This is a genomic window from Accumulibacter sp., assembly GCF_016789985.1.
In the GTDB taxonomy this organism is placed as follows: Bacteria; Pseudomonadota; Gammaproteobacteria; order Burkholderiales; family Rhodocyclaceae; genus Accumulibacter.
Genome location: NZ_JAEUOL010000054.1, coordinates 38,232 through 55,406, shown reverse-complemented (window position 1 = coordinate 55,406; position 17,175 = coordinate 38,232). Strand labels below are relative to the sequence as shown.

General features: G+C 60.8%; 19 protein-coding genes. 16 read left to right on the top strand and 3 right to left on the bottom strand.

Going from position 1 to position 17,175, the window contains the following annotated elements:
• The 11 genes from JNK99_RS03330 to motD form a co-directional block, all read left to right on the top strand.
• A partial coding sequence (locus tag JNK99_RS03330; RefSeq protein WP_291848595.1) for a chemotaxis protein CheV occupies positions 1 to 611 on the top strand: 611 nt, incomplete at its 5' end.
• A 19-nt stretch (positions 612 to 630) separates the two neighbouring features.
• Positions 631 to 1,020, top strand: a complete 390-nt coding sequence (cheY, locus tag JNK99_RS03325) for a chemotaxis response regulator CheY (protein ID WP_291848593.1) — start codon at positions 631 to 633, stop codon at positions 1,018 to 1,020.
• A gap of 1 nt (position 1,021) precedes the next feature.
• Positions 1,022 to 1,909, top strand: coding sequence for a protein phosphatase CheZ (gene cheZ / locus JNK99_RS03320; RefSeq protein WP_291848590.1), 888 nt, complete (start codon positions 1,022 to 1,024; stop codon positions 1,907 to 1,909).
• Positions 1,910 to 1,919: 10 nt separating this feature from the next.
• On the top strand, positions 1,920 to 3,845 hold the full coding sequence (locus JNK99_RS03315; RefSeq protein ID WP_291848587.1) for a chemotaxis protein CheA: 1,926 nt from the start codon (positions 1,920 to 1,922) through the stop codon (positions 3,843 to 3,845).
• A gap of 177 nt (positions 3,846 to 4,022) precedes the next feature.
• Complete coding sequence (flhB, locus tag JNK99_RS03310; protein ID WP_291848584.1) at positions 4,023 to 5,162, top strand: flagellar biosynthesis protein FlhB; 1,140 nt, start codon at positions 4,023 to 4,025, stop codon at positions 5,160 to 5,162.
• Positions 5,155 to 7,239, top strand: a complete 2,085-nt coding sequence (flhA, locus tag JNK99_RS03305; protein WP_291848581.1) for a flagellar biosynthesis protein FlhA — start codon at positions 5,155 to 5,157, stop codon at positions 7,237 to 7,239. Before flhB ends, flhA begins: the two co-directional genes overlap by 8 nt.
• Positions 7,236 to 8,588 (top strand): flagellar biosynthesis protein FlhF, encoded by a 1,353-nt coding sequence (flhF, locus tag JNK99_RS03300; RefSeq protein WP_291848579.1) that lies wholly within the window; start codon positions 7,236 to 7,238, stop codon positions 8,586 to 8,588. The genes flhA and flhF overlap by 4 nt, the downstream gene beginning before the upstream one ends.
• Positions 8,581 to 9,465 (top strand): AAA family ATPase, encoded by an 885-nt coding sequence (locus JNK99_RS03295; protein ID WP_291848576.1) that lies wholly within the window; start codon positions 8,581 to 8,583, stop codon positions 9,463 to 9,465. The genes flhF and JNK99_RS03295 overlap by 8 nt, the downstream gene beginning before the upstream one ends.
• Positions 9,466 to 9,482: 17 nt before the next feature.
• Positions 9,483 to 10,229 carry an RNA polymerase sigma factor FliA gene (locus tag JNK99_RS03290; RefSeq protein WP_291848573.1) on the top strand — a complete coding sequence of 249 codons (747 nt, stop codon included), beginning with the start codon at positions 9,483 to 9,485 and terminating at the stop codon, positions 10,227 to 10,229.
• Positions 10,222 to 10,962, top strand: coding sequence for a flagellar motor protein (locus JNK99_RS03285; protein WP_291848570.1), 741 nt, complete (start codon positions 10,222 to 10,224; stop codon positions 10,960 to 10,962). Before JNK99_RS03290 ends, JNK99_RS03285 begins: the two co-directional genes overlap by 8 nt.
• Before the next feature lie 4 nt (positions 10,963 to 10,966).
• Positions 10,967 to 11,773 carry a flagellar motor protein MotD gene (gene motD, locus JNK99_RS03280; RefSeq protein ID WP_291848567.1) on the top strand — a complete coding sequence of 269 codons (807 nt, stop codon included), beginning with the start codon at positions 10,967 to 10,969 and terminating at the stop codon, positions 11,771 to 11,773.
• Positions 11,774 to 11,788: 15 nt separating this feature from the next.
• Here motD and JNK99_RS03275 read toward each other — a convergent pair whose 3' ends face one another.
• From JNK99_RS03275 to flgA, 3 genes are read right to left on the bottom strand one after another with little or no spacing between them, the layout of a single operon-like run.
• A complete protein-coding gene (locus tag JNK99_RS03275; protein WP_291848565.1) occupies positions 11,789 to 12,253 on the bottom strand; it encodes a flagella synthesis protein FlgN in 465 nt (154 codons plus the stop codon).
• 26 nt (positions 12,254 to 12,279) lie between these two features.
• Positions 12,280 to 12,612 carry a flagellar biosynthesis anti-sigma factor FlgM gene (gene flgM / locus JNK99_RS03270; RefSeq protein ID WP_291848562.1) on the bottom strand — a complete coding sequence of 111 codons (333 nt, stop codon included), beginning with the start codon at positions 12,610 to 12,612 and terminating at the stop codon, positions 12,280 to 12,282.
• Between the two features lie 43 nt (positions 12,613 to 12,655).
• Entirely contained in the window at positions 12,656 to 13,372 is a 717-nt protein-coding gene (gene flgA / locus JNK99_RS03265; RefSeq protein ID WP_291848560.1) for a flagellar basal body P-ring formation chaperone FlgA, read from the bottom strand.
• 213 nt (positions 13,373 to 13,585) lie between these two features.
• Here flgA and flgB point away from each other — a divergent pair, with 213 nt between their 5' ends.
• The 5 genes from flgB to JNK99_RS03240 are packed head-to-tail and all read left to right on the top strand — an operon-like array spanning position 13,586 to position 17,171.
• The gene (flgB, locus tag JNK99_RS03260) at positions 13,586 to 13,990 is read left to right on the top strand and encodes a flagellar basal body rod protein FlgB (protein ID WP_291848557.1); all 405 of its coding nucleotides are present in this window, start codon (positions 13,586 to 13,588) and stop codon (positions 13,988 to 13,990) included.
• A gap of 2 nt (positions 13,991 to 13,992) precedes the next feature.
• The gene (gene flgC, locus JNK99_RS03255; protein ID WP_291848554.1) at positions 13,993 to 14,397 is read left to right on the top strand and encodes a flagellar basal body rod protein FlgC; all 405 of its coding nucleotides are present in this window, start codon (positions 13,993 to 13,995) and stop codon (positions 14,395 to 14,397) included.
• Positions 14,398 to 14,440: 43 nt separating this feature from the next.
• Positions 14,441 to 15,124, top strand: coding sequence for a flagellar hook assembly protein FlgD (locus JNK99_RS03250; protein WP_291848551.1), 684 nt, complete (start codon positions 14,441 to 14,443; stop codon positions 15,122 to 15,124).
• Between the two features lie 17 nt (positions 15,125 to 15,141).
• Positions 15,142 to 16,392: a flagellar hook protein FlgE gene (flgE, locus tag JNK99_RS03245; RefSeq protein WP_291848548.1), complete on the top strand. Its 1,251-nt coding sequence runs from the start codon at positions 15,142 to 15,144 to the stop codon at positions 16,390 to 16,392.
• Positions 16,393 to 16,421: 29 nt separating this feature from the next.
• Complete coding sequence (locus JNK99_RS03240; RefSeq protein WP_291848545.1) at positions 16,422 to 17,171, top strand: flagellar basal body rod protein FlgF; 750 nt, start codon at positions 16,422 to 16,424, stop codon at positions 17,169 to 17,171.
• Positions 17,172 to 17,175 lie beyond the last annotated feature (4 nt).

Sequence of the window (17,175 nt, the reverse complement as noted above, 5' to 3'; positions counted from 1 at the left end):
TGGTGCACGAGGTTGACCGGATCATCCGGGTCGACTGGGAGAAGGTGAAGGCGCCGGAAAGTGTGCTGTCCACCAATCAGGGTCTGATCACGGCGGTTACCGAACTCGAAGACGGCAAGCTGGTGTCCATTCTCGACGTCGAACAGATTCTGGCCAACGCCTTTGGCGAGGCGGTGATCGTCGATATTCCCCCAGCCAACATTGACCATGATTTGAGCATCTTCTTTGCCGATGACTCGGTTGTCGCCCGACGCAAGATCACCGAGGTCCTGGACAAGCTGGGCGTCAAGCACAAGCACGCCACCAATGGCGCAGAGGCCTGGAGCCGCTTGCAGGCGATTGCGACGCGTGCCGGTCAGACCGGCATGCCGCTGCGCGAGGAGATCCGACTGATTCTGGTTGATGCGGAAATGCCGGAAATGGATGGCTACGTCCTGACCCGAAGCATCAAGAGCGATGCTCGCTTCGCCGGTATACCGGTGGTCATGCACTCATCGCTTTCATCGCAGGCGAATCATGCCATGGGCAAGACAGTCGGGGTGGATGCCTACGTCGCCAAGTTTGACGCCGAGGTGCTGGCCGACACCCTGCGTCCGCTGCTTGAGCGCTGAGAGAAAACAGGAGCAAGACATGGCTGATCCAAAGATGAGGATTTTGGTGGTGGACGATTTCTCGACGATGCGCCGCATCGTCAGAAATCTGCTCAAGGAACTGGGGTTCGCCAACGTCGATGAAGCCGAGGATGGGGCGGTTGCCTTGCAGAAACTGCAGAACGGAGCGTTCGAGTTCGTCGTCACCGATTGGAACATGCCGAACATGGATGGCCTGCAGTTGCTGCAGGCGATTCGCAGTTCGCCGACACTCAAACACCTGCCGGTGATGATGATCACGGCCGAGGCCAAGAAGGAGAACATCATTGCCGCGGCGCAGGCCGGGGCCAGTGGCTATATCGTCAAACCTTTCACGGCAGCGACGCTGGCCGAGAAGCTGCAGAAGATTTTCGACAAGATGGGTGGCTGAGATGAGCGATGCGGATAGGTCTGGTGACTCGAAGGAACTTGAAGCACTGTTCGACAGCATTGCCTCGGGAATCTCATCCTCTCGTCCACCGGTGGTGGCAGCGGCAGAAGTGCCAGTTGCAGGACAAACGGCCAAGCCGTCGCTCCTGCAACAATTGCGTGAAGGCGACGGTGCCGATGATAGCGCCGAGTTGCAGGCCCTGTTCGACTCCGTCATTGCTGCCCAAGCCAGTAACGGGCGGCCTGTTGCCGATCCTGTGGCGGGTGGTGAAGCGTGGCAGGTTCAGGATCGGGTGTTCCACCGCGTTGGCCAGATGACCAGGCAGTTGCACGACACGCTCGGTCAGCTGGGTTACCACGAACTGCTCGAAAGTACCGTCAGCGCGATCCCGGATGCCAAGGATCGGCTCAACTACGTGGCTACCCTGACCGAGCAGGCTGCCTGTCGGGTGCTCAATGCGACGGATATTGCCAATCCCCTGCAGGAGCAACTCGAGGCTGGTTCGGCAGCGCTGGCGGCGAAGTGGGATGCGCTTTTCGCCAATCGGATGGGAGTGGACGAGTTCAAGAACTTGGCCGAGGAGACGCGTTCCTTCCTCAAGCAGGCTGTGCCAGAGAATACCGGGGCGACCAAGGCGCAACTGCTCGAGATCATGATGGCGCAGGATTTCCAGGATCTCACCGGTCAGGTGATCAAGCGGATCATCCAGGTGGCGCAGGACCTGGAGTCCCAGTTGATGGGCGTGCTTATCGAAACCCTGCCTGGCGAACGGCGAACCGATTCGGTGATGAGCCTGCTCAACGGGCCGGTAATCAATGCTGCCGGGCGCAACGATGTCGTTGCCTCGCAGCAGCAGGTCGACGAGTTGCTGGGCAGTCTGGGATTCTAGGAGGTTCAGGATGAGCGATTTTTCCGGGATGGAAGACCTGCTGCAGGATTTTCTGCAGGAGGCTGGCGATCTCCTGTCGGATGTCGACAACAAGCTCGTTGATCTTGAGCGGAGTCCCGACGATCGGCGCCTGCTCAACGACATCTTCCGTGGCTTTCACACAATCAAGGGTGGGGCAGGCTTTCTCAACGCCGGGGAGCTGGTCAAGCTTTGCCATCTGACTGAAAATCTTTTCGACAAGCTGAGAAACGGTGAAAGAAAACTGAGTCCCGACCTGATGGATACCATCATGGCTGCCACCCAGGGAGTTCGTCACATGTTTGGCGAGATCGGGCAAGGTCTCCAACCAGGCCCGGCAGCTGCCGAGATCATTGCCGATCTGCAAACCGCACTGGTCGGTGGCGACGGCGCCAAGCCGGGGGCAACATGTGCGGCCGGTGGCCAGGCCACGCTGGCCAAAGACTCTGCGACGTTACCCGCGGCCGGTCCGGATTGGCAGGCGCTGCACGCCGCCGTGACTGGTCAGAGTGCCGGTTCGCTGGCGGTCGCCGCACCGACCGGAACGCCGAGCAAGAACACCACGGTTGGCGAGGTCGACCTCGCCGCGCTGCAACCGCATTTCCCGCCGGAAGGGCGTCGCATCACCGACAAACCGGGCGCGGCGGTCAGTGGTGTGCCGTCTGGACGACGTGGCGAGGAACGAGCTGCCACCCGCGAAACGACGATCCGGGTGGACACCGCACGGCTCGATCAGGTGCTCAACCTGTCTGGCGAGATCGGGCTGACCAAGAACCGGTTGACCAGTCTGCGGGCCGACATTCTTGGCGGTCGAACTGATTCGGAGACCCTGCAGGCACTCGACCAGGCGGTCAGCCAGCTCGACCTGCTGGTTTCCGATCTGCAGAATTCGGTGATGAAGACGCGCATGCAGCCGATTGGCCGCTTGTTCCAGAAGTACCCGCGTATCGCCCGTGATCTGGCCAGGCAGCTCGGGAAGGATGTCGAATTGGCGCTGGTTGGCGAGGAAACCGAGGTCGACAAGACGATGATCGAGGACCTGGCCGATCCACTGATTCATCTGATCAGGAATGCCGTAGACCATGGTGTCGAGCCGGCGCAGGAGCGTCTGGCGGCCGGCAAGCCGGCGAAAAGCGTGGTTCGCCTCGAAGCGCGTCAGGAGGGTGATCACATCGTATTGATGATTGCCGACGACGGGCGGGGGATGAGTCCCGAACGTATCCGTGCCAAGGCGATAGAGAAACACATCATCAGCGAAGAAGAAGCGAATACGCTGGATGACCGGCAGAGCCTGAATCTGATCTTTCTTCCGGGATTTTCGACGATGTCCCGGGCTTCGGCGGTGTCCGGCCGCGGTGTCGGAATGGATGTCGTGAAGACCAACATCCAGAAGCTCAATGGTTCGATCGAGATCCGTTCGGAACCGGGCAAGGGATCGGTGTTCGTCATCTCGCTACCCCTGACGCTGGCCATTCTCCCCGTTCTGCTGGTGCGGCTGGGCGAACAACCCTTTGCCTTGCCGCTGTCGCTGGTGCGCGAGATCCTGCCGATCGACCACGCCAGGATGCAGGAGGTGGGGGGCAAGGAGACATTGGTCGTGCGCGGCGAGATTCTGCCCGTGATCGCGCTCTCGCGTCTGCTCGGCTGGCCGCAGCTTCGGCAGCCCGAGTTCGGTGTCCTGATGCAGACCGCCGAGCGGAGCTTCATCCTCGCGGTTGATGACTTTGCCGGACGCGATGACGCAGTGATCAAGGCGCTCGACGACTTTCGTCCGCGGGGAGTGGCTGGCGTAACGACCTTGTCCAACGGTCAGATCGTCTTGATTCTGGACATGAAGGAATTGCTGACCGATCTCGCGGCGCATGCCGAGCGCGATCTGCGCAGTCCGCCGGCACGGGCGCTCGAATTCATGGTTTAGGCGTCCGCACAAGCAGGGCCGTTGTACAGGGGGGCTATGGCCCCCTTTTTATTTGTAGCGCTACGACAATTGTTGTTCCTGTGCAACTATTCGAGAATCAATCTAAATAAACGGACATAGCTCTTTATTCTAACAACTATTTTTTTATAATAGGCTTGAGTAACCTGGAAACTCGAAATGGCAGAGGAAACTGACCTCGAACGAACCGAGCCTGCGTCAGCGCGACGCCTGGAACAGGCACGCGAGGAGGGGCAGGTGCCGCGCTCGCGGGAGGTCGGCGCGTTCCTGGTCATGATCGTTGCCGCTGTCGCGTTCATGCTGCTGGGACCCTGGATGGTAGATCGGGTGTCGGCGTTGTTTCGGCGTGGATTGGTGGTCGAGCCCGAACTGACACGCGATCCGTCGCTGATCCTGCTTCGTCTGGCCGACATTTCAGCCGACGCCATGTTGATTTTCGCCCCGCTGTTTGGCGCACTGGTCCTTGCCGCCCTGCTCTCGCCCTTCTTTCTGGGCAGCTGGAATTTCTCGACCAAGGCTCTGCAGCCTGATCCGAGTCGTCTCGATCCTCTCGCCGGAATCGCCCGTCTGGTTTCCTGGGCCGGGCTGGTCGAACTGCTCAAGGCGGTGGCCAAGGCCTTCTTGCTTGGCGGCATTGCTGCATGGGTCCTGTGGAACGAGCGCGGTGAACTGCTCGCCATGTTTGCCCAATCGGTGCCCGGTGGTCTATCGAGTGCCGGTCATCTGCTCAATTTCAGCTTTTTCGTGATCGTTTCGGCGATGCTGGTGATCGTGGCGGTCGATGTGCCTTTCCAGCTCTGGCAGTACCACGACAAGCTGAAGATGAGTCGTCAGGAAGTGAAGCAGGAAGGCAAGGAGCTTGAGGGCAATCCAGAAATCAAGGGTCGTATCCGCCAACTACAACGTGACGCAGCGCGCAAGCGAATGATGGCCGCGGTGCCCACGGCTGACGTGATAATCACCAACCCGACGCATTACGCAGTGGCCCTGGCCTATACCAAAGGCATGGCGGCACCGAAGGTTCTGGCCAAGGGCGTTGGCGAGATCGCTCTGAAGATACGCGAGTTGGGCGCTGCCGGCGCGATTCCCATGGTCGAGGCGGCGCCTCTGGCGCGCGCGCTCTATCGCCATGTCAATCTCGATCAGGAAATCCCTTCGACGCTTTACGCGGCCGTCGCCGAGGTGCTGGCCTACATCTATCAGTTGAACACCTGGCGCAAGAGTGGTGGCGAGTATCCGCTGCCGCCACGTGAGATCGCGGTGCCGTCGGCGCTTGTCCCGGAGGCACTGCATGGCTGATCCCAGCATCGCGCTGCAGGACCTCTTCGTGCGCTTTGGCCAGCGGCAACTGGCCGGGCCGTTGCTGATTCTGCTGATCCTGGCAATGATGGTGTTGCCGCTACCGCCTTTCCTGCTCGACCTGTTCTTTACTTTTAATATCGCCATCTCGGTGATCGTCATGCTGGTCGCCATGAGCGTGATGAAGCCACTTGATTTCTCGGTGTTCCCGACGGTGCTGTTGGTTACGACCCTGCTCCGACTGTCCCTGAACGTTGCCTCGACACGGGTAGTCCTGCTCGAAGGGCATACCGGTCCGGCCGCTGCCGGGCAGGTCATCGAAGCCTTCGGGCACTTTCTGGTCGGCGGTAACTACGGAGTCGGACTGGTGGTTTTCACGATCCTGGTGATCATCAATTTCGTGGTCATTACCAAGGGTGCCGGACGGGTTGCCGAGGTGGCCGCGCGGTTTACACTTGATGCCATGCCCGGCAAGCAGATGGCAATCGACGCCGATCTCAACGCAGGCCTGATCGGTGAGGACGAGGCGCGCAAGCGGCGCTCGACAATCGCTCAGGAGGCGGACTTCTTCGGCTCGATGGACGGTGCTTCGAAGTTTGTTCGCGGCGATGCGGTGGCCGGCATCCTGATCATGCTGATCAACGTTGTCGGTGGTCTTTTCGTCGGCGTCTTCCAGCACGGCCTCGACATCGGAACGGCTGCGCGAACCTACACTCTACTGACGATTGGTGATGGTCTGGTGGCCCAGATTCCGGCACTGATCGTATCGATCGCCGCTGGTATGGTGGTGACGCGAGTCGGCGACGAGCAGGATGTTTCGCAGCAGTTCGCTGCACAACTTTTCAGCAACCCGAAGTTGCTCTGGCTGACGGCGGGGATCATCGGCTTGCTCGGGCTGATTCCGGGAATGCCGAATTTCGTTTTCCTGTTACTGGCTGGTGGCCTGGCGGTTGCTGCTTGGCGGCTGGACAAGCATCAGACGACGGCGCGGCCGCAGCCTGTCGCCGTTGCGCCGGCGGTGACGCGCGATGTGCAGGAGGCTAGCTGGGCCGATGTGACGCCACTCGACGTGCTTGGTCTGGAGGTCGGTTATCGCTTGATTCCCTTGGTCGATAAGGCGCAGGACGGCGAATTATTGCGCCGCATCCGCGGTATTCGCAAGAAATTCGCGCAGGATGTGGGATTTCTCGTCTCGCCGGTGCACATACGCGACAACCTTGAGCTGAAACCCAACGCCTATAAGATTCTCCTCAAAGGCGTCGAGATCGGCGAGGGAGAAGCCTTTCCGGGTAGCCTGTTGGCGATCAATCCGGGACGGGTGGCAGGGCAGGTGTCGGGCACCGCAACGAAGGATCCGGCGTTCGGCCTCCCTGCGGTGTGGATCAATGCGGCCGCACGCGAGCAGGCGCAAGCGTTTGGCTACACGGTGGTTGACCCGAGCACCGTGGTTGCGACCCACCTCAATCATCTGATCCTCTCGCATGCGGCCGAACTGCTTGGCCGGCAGGAGGTGCAGGCCCTGCTCGATCACCTGGCGAAGGAAATCCCGAAACTGGTTGAGGATGTGGTGCCCAAGGCACTGTCGCTCGGAACGGTGCAGAAGGTCTTGCGCAATCTGCTGGAAGAGGGCGTATCGTTGCGCGACAAGCGAACCATCATCGAAACTCTGGCGGACGGCGCGCCACGCTCGCAGGATGCGGAGGTGTTGTCGGCGCAGGTGCGCATCGCACTCGGCCGGTCGATCGTCCAGGAGCTCTTCCCCGGGGGCGTCGAAATGCCGGTAATCTCGCTCGATCCCCAGCTTGAGCGTCTGCTGCAACAGGCGGTTGGCGGTGGCGGCGACAGCGTCGGGATCGAACCGGGTCTGGCGGACACCCTGGTGCGGGAGACGGTTGCCGCGGCACAGCGGCAGGAAGAGGCAGGTTTGCCGGTGGTCTTGCTGGTTTCGGGCGCCCTGCGCACCTTGCTGTCGCGCTTTCTGCGCCGCAGCGTTCCGCAGTTGAAGGTTCTGGCACACGCCGAGGTGCCCGAGAACCGCATCATCAAAGTGACTTCCATTATCGGGCAGAGAGCATGAATGTCAGGAAATTCATTGCGGCGACAGCGCGCGACGCTTTGCGCAAGGTCAGGGAGACGCTCGGACCGGACGCGATCATTCTATCCAATCGCGGAATTCCCGGAGGCGTCGAGATCATGGCGGTCGCCGCTCGGGACATGGAGATGATCGTGCCGCCACCGCGCGAAGCGAGCCGGACGTACGGCTTGGAACACGTCGGCGCATCGGCTGTTGGTCCGTCGCCAGAGTCGGTCGCGGGTGCCGAGAGCGCAGGGGGACGGCCGGCAGGACCCGACAGTGGGCAGCCCGATGTCCGCCCGACTCGTCCGCTACCGCCGCTTGCGGCACGTTCGATGCCGCAATGTGAAGTTTCCCGACGGCCGGACGGGAACACGGCGAAAGGCGAGGCGGAAGTGGTTCCTGCCGTGGTGATGGAGGAGATTCGCTGCCTGCGCAGGATCGTCGAGCAGCAGCTCGCGGGTTTCGCCTGGGGTGAATCGGCGCGGGCCGAGCCGGTGAAGACGGAGATGCTGCGCCAAATGCTCGATGCCGGCTTTTCGCCGCAGTTTGCGCGTGAACTGCTCGCCGACCTGCCGCGCCATCTGGACGTCGGACAGGCATTGACGTGGGTCAGGAGCCGCGCCGAGCGCGACATGATGACCATCGACAGCGAGACCGACATCGTCGATCAGGGTGGTATCTATGCTCTGGTGGGGCCGACCGGCGTCGGCAAGACGACCACCACGGCCAAGCTGGCGGCCCGCTGCGTCCTCCGGCATGGAGCGAGAAAGCTGGCCCTGGTGACGACCGATGGTTACCGCATCGGGGCGCACGAACAGTTGCGGATCTATGGCCGCATCCTGGGTGTGCCGGTGCACCTGGCGCGTGATGCGAGGGACCTGCGGGCGACGCTGCGCGACCTGCAGCATACGCACATGGTGTTGATCGACACCATGGGGATGAGCCAGCGAGATCGCTTGGTCAGTGAGCAGGTGGCAATGTTTGGCGACAGCCATGTCAAGTCCCTGCTGCTGCTGTCAGCGACCGGTCGCGGCGATAACCTGGACGATGTCGTGCGTGCCTATGGTGGTCTGGAGGTCGCTGGCTGCGTGCTGACCAAGGTCGATGAGGCAGCGAGTCTGGCTTCTTCGCTTGACGTGATCATTCGGCATGGATTGCGCCTGTACTATGTTTCGAATGGGCAGCGGGTGCCCGAAGATCTTCATTTGCCGAATCGCGCCTACCTGTTGCATCGCGCCTTCAGGGACCTGCCTGAACTCTCGCCACATCGTCTGGCGGGTGTTGAGCCCGGTTTGATGATGGCCAGCGCCGCTGCCGGCGTGCTCGCCGCAGGAGGCCAACGTGGCTGATTTTCGTGGCGATCAGGCGGCCGGATTGCGCCGCCTGCTGGGGCGCCCACAGTTGCGGATCATCACCTTTGCCGCAGGCAGCATCGGTGTCGGCAAGAGTGCGTCGGTGGCCAATCTCGCTGCGGCGCTGGCTCGCGTCGACAGGGAAGTGCTGGTGGTCGACGAACATGCTGAGGATGGCATCGCCGCCTACCACGGAGCCTTTGCCGCACATGATCTGCAGCAGGCAATTACCCGGGAGAAGCCGATTTCCGAGGTGCTGGTGGCGGTCGCGCCGCGTATCCGGATTCTGCCGGCGGCCACGGTGGTCAGACATCTGGCCCGGTTGAGCGCTGCCGAGCAACGCGTTCTGCTCACCTGCCTAGCGGAGATTGTCCCCCAGCCTGACGTTGTACTGGTCGATGCCTCGCTCGACCATCCACTGGGTTTTTCCCCGCTGGGCCTCGCGGCGCAGGAAACGGTAATCGTCGTCTCGCCGGATGTGCAGGCGATTACCGAGGCCTACATCCTGATCAAGAAAGTGAGTCTGGGGTACGCGCGCAAGCAGTTCCGCATCCTCGTGAACAAGGCGCACGGTGGCGGCGAGGCACGGGCCATCCATGACAACATGGCGCGCGTGAGTGATAACCGCGGGCTGGCGCGTCTCGATTACGCGGGGCATGTTCCGTTCGATGAATATCTGCGTCAGGCGGCACGGCTGTGCCAACCGGTCACCGCGTTGTTTCCCGAGTCACCGGCTGCCAGAGCCTATCAGCAGGTCGCTGACGACTTGTTGAACTGGCCGGTGGACCACACTGATTCTGGAGGCCTCCAACATTTTGTCCAACTGCTGCTAAACTTGAGCCAACGAATGAATCCGACGGCTATCTACGCCTGATAGCTCCTCCACGACGCATGTATAACGCTGCTGGTCAGCTCAACAAAGATCAGCTGATCCAGCGCTTCGCTCCGCTGGTCAAGCGCATCGCCTGTCACTTGGTCGCTCGTCTGCCGGCGAGCGTGCAGGTCGACGATCTGGTACAGAACGGCATGCTTGGCCTGCTGGACGCAATCGGCCGTTTTGAGGCGGGGATTGGTGCTCAATTTGAGGTCTATGCGGCGCAGCGCGTGCGCGGGGCAATGCTTGACGGGCTGCGCGACAACGACTGGTTACCGCGCAGCGTGCGACGGAACTGTCGGCGTATCGAAGCTGCCATCGCGCAACTGGAGCAGGAATGTGGTCGCGCACCAACGGAAACCGAGCTTGCCGATTCTTTGGGCATGGTTCTTGCCGACTACCAGGAGATGTTGCAGGAGGTTCGCGGGCATCAACTCGTCTATCTCGAGGACATGGTCACCGAGCGCGGCGAAGATTTTCTCGAACGTCATCTGGTGGATGAAGCAGCAGACCCTGCCAGGCTGTTTGAGGACGAGAATCTGCGGCAAAGACTGGTACAGGCCATCGAGTCGTTGCCGGAGCGCGAACGGCTGATGATGGCACTTTATTACGAGCAGGACCTGAATTTGCGTGAAATCGGCGAGGTCATCGGTGTCTCCGAATCGCGTGTCTGCCAGTTGCACAGTCAGGCAGTGATGAGACTGCGTGCCCGCTTGTTCGAATGCACCGACAGGCAGGTGCCGAAGATCGGGCGGCATGGATAGAACGAGCATCATCGGGTTGCTGGTCGGTCTCCTGGCGATCGTCGGCGGTCAAATCCTCGAAGGCGGGCATCTCGGATCACTGGCACAGCCAACCGCCCTGCTGATCGTTGTTGGTGGCACGCTGGGTGCGGTCATGTTGCAGAGCCCCTACGCCACCTTTCTGCGCGGCATGCGCATGGTGAAGTGGATCTGGTATCCCCCAGTGGTCAATCATCCCCAGTTGATTCAGCAGGTATCGAGCTGGAGCCAGGTTTCGCGGCGCGAGGGTTTGCTGGCACTGGATGCGATCGTCAGTCAATTGAAGGACGAGTTCATTCGCAAGGGCCTGCAACTGCTGGTCGACGGTGCTGAGCCGGAAAGGCTGCGCGAAGTGATGGAGGTCGAGATCAACACCTTTGAACAGGAAATGAAGCTGGCCGCACGCATCTGGGAGGCAGCCGGTGGTTACTCACCGACGATCGGGATCCTTGGCGCCGTGTTGGGACTGATTCATGTGATGGAGAATTTGTCCGACCCTTCGAAGCTCGGTGCCGGCATTGCCGTCGCCTTCGTGGCAACGATCTATGGCGTTGGCCTGGCCAATCTGGTCTACCTGCCGGTTGCCAGCAAACTCAAGACACACATCAATCGCTTGATCGTGCAGCGGGAAATGATCGTCGATGGCTTGGTGGGTATCGCCAACGGTGATAACCCCAGGATTATCGAGAGCCGTCTGCGCGGTTACATCTTCTAGCCCGATGGCACGACGCAAACACGAAGAGGAGCGCGACAATCACGAACGCTGGCTCGTGTCTTATGCTGATTTCATCACCCTCCTGTTCGCTTTCTTTGTCGTGATGTATGCGCTTTCTTCGGTGAATGAGGGCAAATACCGCATTTTGAGCAACTCGATGATCAGCGCTTTTCGCAACGTGACGGTCAATAGCGTGGGGCAGACGCCGACGGTGATCCCGACTCCCGCAGCCGCGAAAACGAACCTGTCGAGCAAATCATCCGAACCGGTACGCCAGAAGGAGCGTGACAAGATGCGGAATGTCGCCAAGAACATTCTCGAGGTGATGGCGCCGCTGATCGAGCAGGGCAAGGTGCGGGTGCTCGAAACGAGCCGTGGCGTAAGCATCGAGATCAACGACAGCATCCTCTTTTCACCGGGTCAGGCCTTGCTGCAGCCGCCGTTGGCCAAAGCCATGCAATCGGTCGCCGAGGTACTGGTGGCCTCGGATTTTCCGATCACGATCGAGGGACACACCGACAACGTGCCGATCAGTACCGCTCAGTTCCCTTCCAACTGGGAGCTCTCCGCGGTCCGTGCGACGACGGTCCTGCGTTTGTTTGCCGACGCCGGCATTGCCGCCGAACGCTTGACCGCCATTGGCTATGCCGATACTCGCCCGGTCGAACCCAATGTGCTGGCCGATGGCCGGGCGCGCAATCGTCGGGTGACCATTCTGATCGATTCGGAGATTCCGGAAAAAGGGACCGAGCTTGAATTGCAGGCGCAAACGGTGGTTCCGGGGGGTGCTCCGCGGGGAAGCACGCGTTAGGCGAAACCGGCCAGGCTAGGCGCGGTCGCTGATGCGGCGACCGCTGGCCGGGATGCCCTGTCCGTCGGGACCGTAAAGACCGAGCGCTCCGGTGGTGCCGAGCAAGACGTCGAGTGCCTGCGAGTTGTGCTGCATGCGAAGCTCGATCACTTCGCCGTTGACCCGATTGAGTTCGCGGGCCTGCCTGGCAAGGGAAAGCAGGACGGACCAGGCAGTGCGGGTCCCGGTTTCCTCGGTGTGCGATGCAAACCAGGCGTCGAGACCAACCCGATCGGCGCTCAAGCCTGCCGCTGCAAGCACCTGACTACGCTGGTCGGCGAACTCGGTCAGGCGTGTGCCAAGGAGGTTCTTCCTGGGCAGCAATTCCATCATTTGATCGACGCTGCCGTCAATCAGCATCTGCTGTTCCTGTTCGAGCAGCTCGACAAAGGATCGCACGGTGGCGATCTCGGCTTCGATCAGTGGCAGGAGCTGTGTCATGAACAGCAGTGTCCGGCGTGGGTGAGTCAGCTCTTGTTGCGTAACGCGACGAGCTCGTTCGCCGAAGCGATCAGGTGGTCGGCAATGGCTCCGGCATTGATCGTGAAGCGGCCTTCCGCGATGGCCTGCTTGATCTCCGAAACGCGTCCGGCATCGAAAGCCCCGGTATCATCAGGTGCCTGCAATTGTGTTGCGAGCGGACTCAGATGAACTTCTGCCGCAGCGCTTGCCACGGGCTGGGCGCCGGCAGAGCGATTACGGGTTGCACCGACAGTGCCTGCGGTGCTGCTTGTGCTCTCGATCTTCACGGTCGTGCCCTTTGAACGGTTGTACTCAATCCTGGTATCGGCGAACAGCATTCAAACTTTAGCACTTTTTCAAGAATCCAGAGGGGCTGTTCGCTCAATACGAGACTTCGACCACCCCACCCGTGCGGGCCAGACCACTGACCACTTGCCCGGAGGCTGTCCTGACCTGCACGACCTGACCCTGTGCGGCGTTGTTGAGCGCCTTTCCTTCGTTGCTTACAATGAAACCTGCTCCGGCCGATAACAGTTTGACACTTTGCCCTTGCTGTACCACCCAGGCTGCAGTCAACTGCTCACCGCGTAGCGGCTGGCCCGACGCGATACCGTTGCGCACCGTTCTGCCGAGTGCCTGGGACAGGTCGGTGAGAGCGCTGGCCGGTAGTGAGCCGAGATCGCCGTGCTGCGTAGATACGTCGGTTGGAGTCACGACCTGGCCCGCTGCAAGCGACCGGGCAGTGACCAGGTAGTTTCCCATGACCTTGATCTGGACCGGCACATAGACCGACCATCTGGTCGGACCGAGGCAACGTATGCCGAGCGTCGTGTTTCCCCAGAGCCGGCTTCCGGCCGGGAGAAAGGGCGCGAAGTTGTTGCAGGGGGTCAGCCTGGCGTATTGATCGAGTTGACCAATGGTGTAACTCACCTTGCCCGGCAAACCCTGTGTCTGCTGGCGCAGATAGTCGTCAATGGCTTCCGACAAGGATGTCTGTGCGCGTGCTGCACCGCTCGTCAGGGACAGCAGCAAGACAAACAGCATGGCGGGAGGTTTCGCTCGCGGGCGCCAGGGCTGGGTGACGGTGTTTGTGTTCATGCCCTCATTTTGCCTCAATCCGTCGACGCCGCGTAAGGGATGGCCGGCTGCTTCGCGCCTGTTCCCCGCTAGCGGCAATATTTGCCGGCAATACGGCAACTGCCGGTGGTTGGTGGCCGGTCGGGGGTGCCGCTGGTTCAATTGGGCGAGTGCTCATGCCATGGCATGATGCTTGCTTCTGCTCAGGGTAACCAATCGTTGGCGGAGATCCCGGTGCCGAGCAAGCTTGACAGCAACTTCCTGCTTCAACAACAGGCGCTTACCCTACGGGCGAATCGGCAGCAGGTGCTGGCAGGAAACATTGCCAATGCCGACACCCCGAACTACAAGGCGCGTGATTTCGAGTTTGCCGCTGCGCTGGAAAATGTCCTGAGTGGTCGACGCGAGGGAAGCCTGTTGCTGGCCATCACCTCTCCCCGACATCTGGGGGGAGCTGCGGGCTCCAGCCAGGTCCGTCTGCTCTACCGCCAGCCAATCCAGCCAAGTGCTGATGGCAATACGGTTGACATGGATGTCGAACGTTCCCGGTTCGCCGAGAATGCATTCCAGTATGAGGCTGGTCTGACCTTCATCAACAGCAAGATCAGGACCATGATCACGGCGCTGCAGGGCCAATAGGCGTGAGTCTGTTCAATACTTTTCACATTGCCGGCAGTGCGCTGACCGCGCAGTCGCTGCGCCTCAACGCGGTCGCCAGCAATCTGGCCAATGCAGATAGCATCATCGGTCCTGACGGTAAGCCGTATCGCGCCAAACAGGTGGTGTTTGCGGCGACACCGATGGGGAGTGCGGCTGCTCAAGGTGTGCGGGTGACGCAGGTGGTCGAGGATCGTGCTCCCGGGCGCATGGTGTATGACCCACGTAATCCTGTGGCCGACGAGCGAGGCTACGTCGCGATGCCGAACGTGGATGTTGCTGAGGAAATGACCAACATGATCTCGGCGGCACGCTCTTACCAGACCAACGCCGAGGTGATGAACACCGCCAAGCAGTTGCTGCTCAAGACGCTGACCATCGGCCAATAGAATAGGATCGGTCAGGCACAACCCGATATCCAAGGAGCAAGTCATGGCAAGTGTGCAATCCGGCAATTCCGCCAGCGAGGCCTTCGCTGCGCTCAATGCGCAGGCCAAGGGCGCATCCAGTGCTTCTGCGTCGACCAGTGAGGAAGTCCAGAATCGCTTTCTCAAGCTGCTGGTCACCCAGTTGAAGAACCAGGACCCGCTCAACCCTCTCGACAATGCGGCAGTAACCACACAGGTTTCACAGATCAGCACGGTAACCGGCATCGAGAAGCTCAACACGACACTCGAGTCTCTGCTTGGCACCTACAACGAGACGCAAGCGATGCAGGCCACTGGTCTGATCGGCAAGAATGTGCTCGTGCCGGGTTCGCGCCTGGCGCTGGCGAATGGCAGCGCTGCTGGTGGGGTGAGTCTTGCCGGACCGGCAGACCGGGTGACGGTGAAGGTTCTCGACGCTACCGGCAGCATCGTTCAGAGCCAGGATCTCGGTGCACGCGATGCGGGCAGCTTCAGCTTCGTCTGGGATGGCAGGAACGATGCCGGACAGGTCATGCCGCCGGGCAACTACCGTTTTACGGTGAATGCGGTACGTGGCAGTGACAAGGTGTTAAGCGAGGTGCTACAGCTTGGCACGGTGTCTGCTCTGGTAAGACGCGAGGGAGGCTTTGCACTCGAGCTGGCCGGTATCGGACGGGTCGACTTCGCGCAGGTTGAACAGATTCTCTAGAACGATCAGGAGCAAGAATGAGTTTCCAACAAGGCTTGAGTGGTCTGGATGCTGCGGCCGCGTCGCTTGATGTGATCGGCAATAATGTGGCCAATGCCAGCACGGTCGGCTTCAAGCGCGCCAACACAAATTTCTCGGATGTCTTCGCCGCGTCGCTGGGTATCGTCGGTGCATCACAGATCGGCATCGGGGTGGCTGTTTCGGGGATTCAGCAACAGTTTACCCAGGGCAATCTGACGACCACCGACAATGCCCTCGATCTGGCGGTGAATGGCGGCGGCTTCTTTCGCATGAGCGACGATGGAGCGATCAGCTACACGCGCAACGGCCAGTTCCATATCGACAACCAGGGTTACGTCATCAACGATCAAAGGCTGCGCCTGACGGGTTACCCGGTGAGCGTGACCGGGACGATCACCCCGGCGAATCCGATCGAACTGCAGCTCTCGGCGAGCCAGATTCCACCACGCGCGACAAGCGATCCGCTGTCTGGGGACATCAGTGCGGTGCTCAATCTCGACTCGCGGGACACTGTTCCCGCATTGCAGCCTTTCGACTATGCGAACCCGTCGACTTATAATTTTTCGACCGCGCTGACGGTTTTTGACACTCTGGGTGTTTCGCACAATCTCACGACCTATTACGTGCTGAATGCACCGACCCCCCCGGTCGGCGGCGAGTGGACGGTCTGGGCCACCCTCGATGGCGCGGCGCCGCAACTCGTTCCCGGTGGCAATCTGGTCTTTGATACGTCGGGAGCCTTGAGCTCGGCGCCGACACACACGCTGCCGTCGTGGCCTCTGAGCAGCGGCGCTGCGACTCCCTGGTCCCCCGGGCTCATCGACTACACGGGTACGACGCAGTATGGCAGTGCTTCGAGTGTCGATCGCCTGACCCAGGGCGGCTATGCCACTGGCAGTCTGGTCGGCGTTGGCGTGCTGAGCGACGGCATCATGCAGGGACGCTACAGCAATGGTCAGACACGAGCCATGGGGCAATTGGTACTGGCCACCTTTGCCGACCCCAATGGACTGCTCAACCTCGGCAACAACCAGTGGAGTGCGACTTCGATCTCTGGCCCGGAACTGATCGGTGCGCCCGCCTCGGGCAGTCGTGGCGTGATCCAGTCGGCTGCAGTTGAGGACTCCAACGTCGACCTGACGAATGAACTGGTTTCCATGATTACTGCGCAGCGCAACTATCAGGCGAACGCGCAGACGATCAAGACGCAAGATCAGATCATGCAGACCCTGATCAATCTGCGCTGATTGGTCGGGCCCGGACCAGTGGAGGTTGCATGGATCGTCTGATCTACACTGCCATGAGCGGTGCCAAGCAGATTTTTCTGCAGCAGGCCGGCGTGGCGCAGAATCTCGCCAACGCCACCACCACCGGTTATCGTGCCATGGAGCACAGGTTGCGTGCCGTGCCGGTAGTGGGTGTCGGGCAACCGACGCGCGCCTTCACGGTCGACGCGTCGGTGGCCAATATCTTCGAACAAGGTGCGGTCATCGCGACCGGCCGCCCGCTCGACGTTGCCCTTCAGGGTGCCGGGTGGATTGCCGTCCAGACAGCGGATGGGACAGAGGCGTATACACGTGCCGGCAACCTGAAGACTGACGCCAACGGGATATTGCAGACCACTTCGGGCTTCAATGTCCTGGGCGAAGGCGGGCCCATCTCTCTGCCGCCAGATAGCAACATCACGATTGCTCCGGACGGAACGGTTTCGAGCGTTCCCCGTCCCGGCGCCGGAGCGCTCAACAGTGCCAACGTGGTGGGGCGCATCAAGCTGGTCAATCCGCCAGAAAACGATCTGGTACGGGGTGACGACGGGTTGTTCCGCGTTACCAGCGGCATTCCGGGGATTTCCGACGAAAACGTCAAGCTGGTACCGGAGGCTCTCGAGGGAAGTAACGTCAATCCGGTTGATGCCATGGTCCGGATGATCAGCCTGGCGCGCCAGTTCGAGATGCAAATCAAGATGCTGCAGACGGCCGATGCCAACGCAAGGTCTGCAGACCAGTTGCTCGCCATCAACCGTTGATAGG

What these genes read in the sequence shown, in the direction of transcription:
- cheY (WP_291848593.1), top strand. Translation starts at nt 631, where the DNA reads ATGGCTGATCCAAAGATGAGGATTTTGGTGGTGGACGATTTCTCGACG.
- cheZ (WP_291848590.1), top strand. Translation starts at nt 1,022, where the DNA reads ATGAGCGATGCGGATAGGTCTGGTGACTCGAAGGAACTTGAAGCACTG.
- JNK99_RS03315 (WP_291848587.1), top strand. Translation starts at nt 1,920, where the DNA reads ATGAGCGATTTTTCCGGGATGGAAGACCTGCTGCAGGATTTTCTGCAG.
- flhB (WP_291848584.1), top strand. Translation starts at nt 4,023, where the DNA reads ATGGCAGAGGAAACTGACCTCGAACGAACCGAGCCTGCGTCAGCGCGA.
- flhA (WP_291848581.1), top strand. Translation starts at nt 5,155, where the DNA reads ATGGCTGATCCCAGCATCGCGCTGCAGGACCTCTTCGTGCGCTTTGGC.
- flhF (WP_291848579.1), top strand. Translation starts at nt 7,236, where the DNA reads ATGAATGTCAGGAAATTCATTGCGGCGACAGCGCGCGACGCTTTGCGC.
- JNK99_RS03290 (WP_291848573.1), top strand. Translation starts at nt 9,483, where the DNA reads ATGTATAACGCTGCTGGTCAGCTCAACAAAGATCAGCTGATCCAGCGC.
- JNK99_RS03285 (WP_291848570.1), top strand. Translation starts at nt 10,222, where the DNA reads ATGGATAGAACGAGCATCATCGGGTTGCTGGTCGGTCTCCTGGCGATC.
- motD (WP_291848567.1), top strand. Translation starts at nt 10,967, where the DNA reads ATGGCACGACGCAAACACGAAGAGGAGCGCGACAATCACGAACGCTGG.
- JNK99_RS03275 (WP_291848565.1), bottom strand. Translation starts at nt 12,253, where the DNA reads ATGACACAGCTCCTGCCACTGATCGAAGCCGAGATCGCCACCGTGCGA.
- flgM (WP_291848562.1), bottom strand. Translation starts at nt 12,612, where the DNA reads ATGCTGTTCGCCGATACCAGGATTGAGTACAACCGTTCAAAGGGCACG.
- flgA (WP_291848560.1), bottom strand. Translation starts at nt 13,372, where the DNA reads ATGAACACAAACACCGTCACCCAGCCCTGGCGCCCGCGAGCGAAACCT.
- JNK99_RS03250 (WP_291848551.1), top strand. Translation starts at nt 14,441, where the DNA reads ATGGCAAGTGTGCAATCCGGCAATTCCGCCAGCGAGGCCTTCGCTGCG.
- flgE (WP_291848548.1), top strand. Translation starts at nt 15,142, where the DNA reads ATGAGTTTCCAACAAGGCTTGAGTGGTCTGGATGCTGCGGCCGCGTCG.
- JNK99_RS03240 (WP_291848545.1), top strand. Translation starts at nt 16,422, where the DNA reads ATGGATCGTCTGATCTACACTGCCATGAGCGGTGCCAAGCAGATTTTT.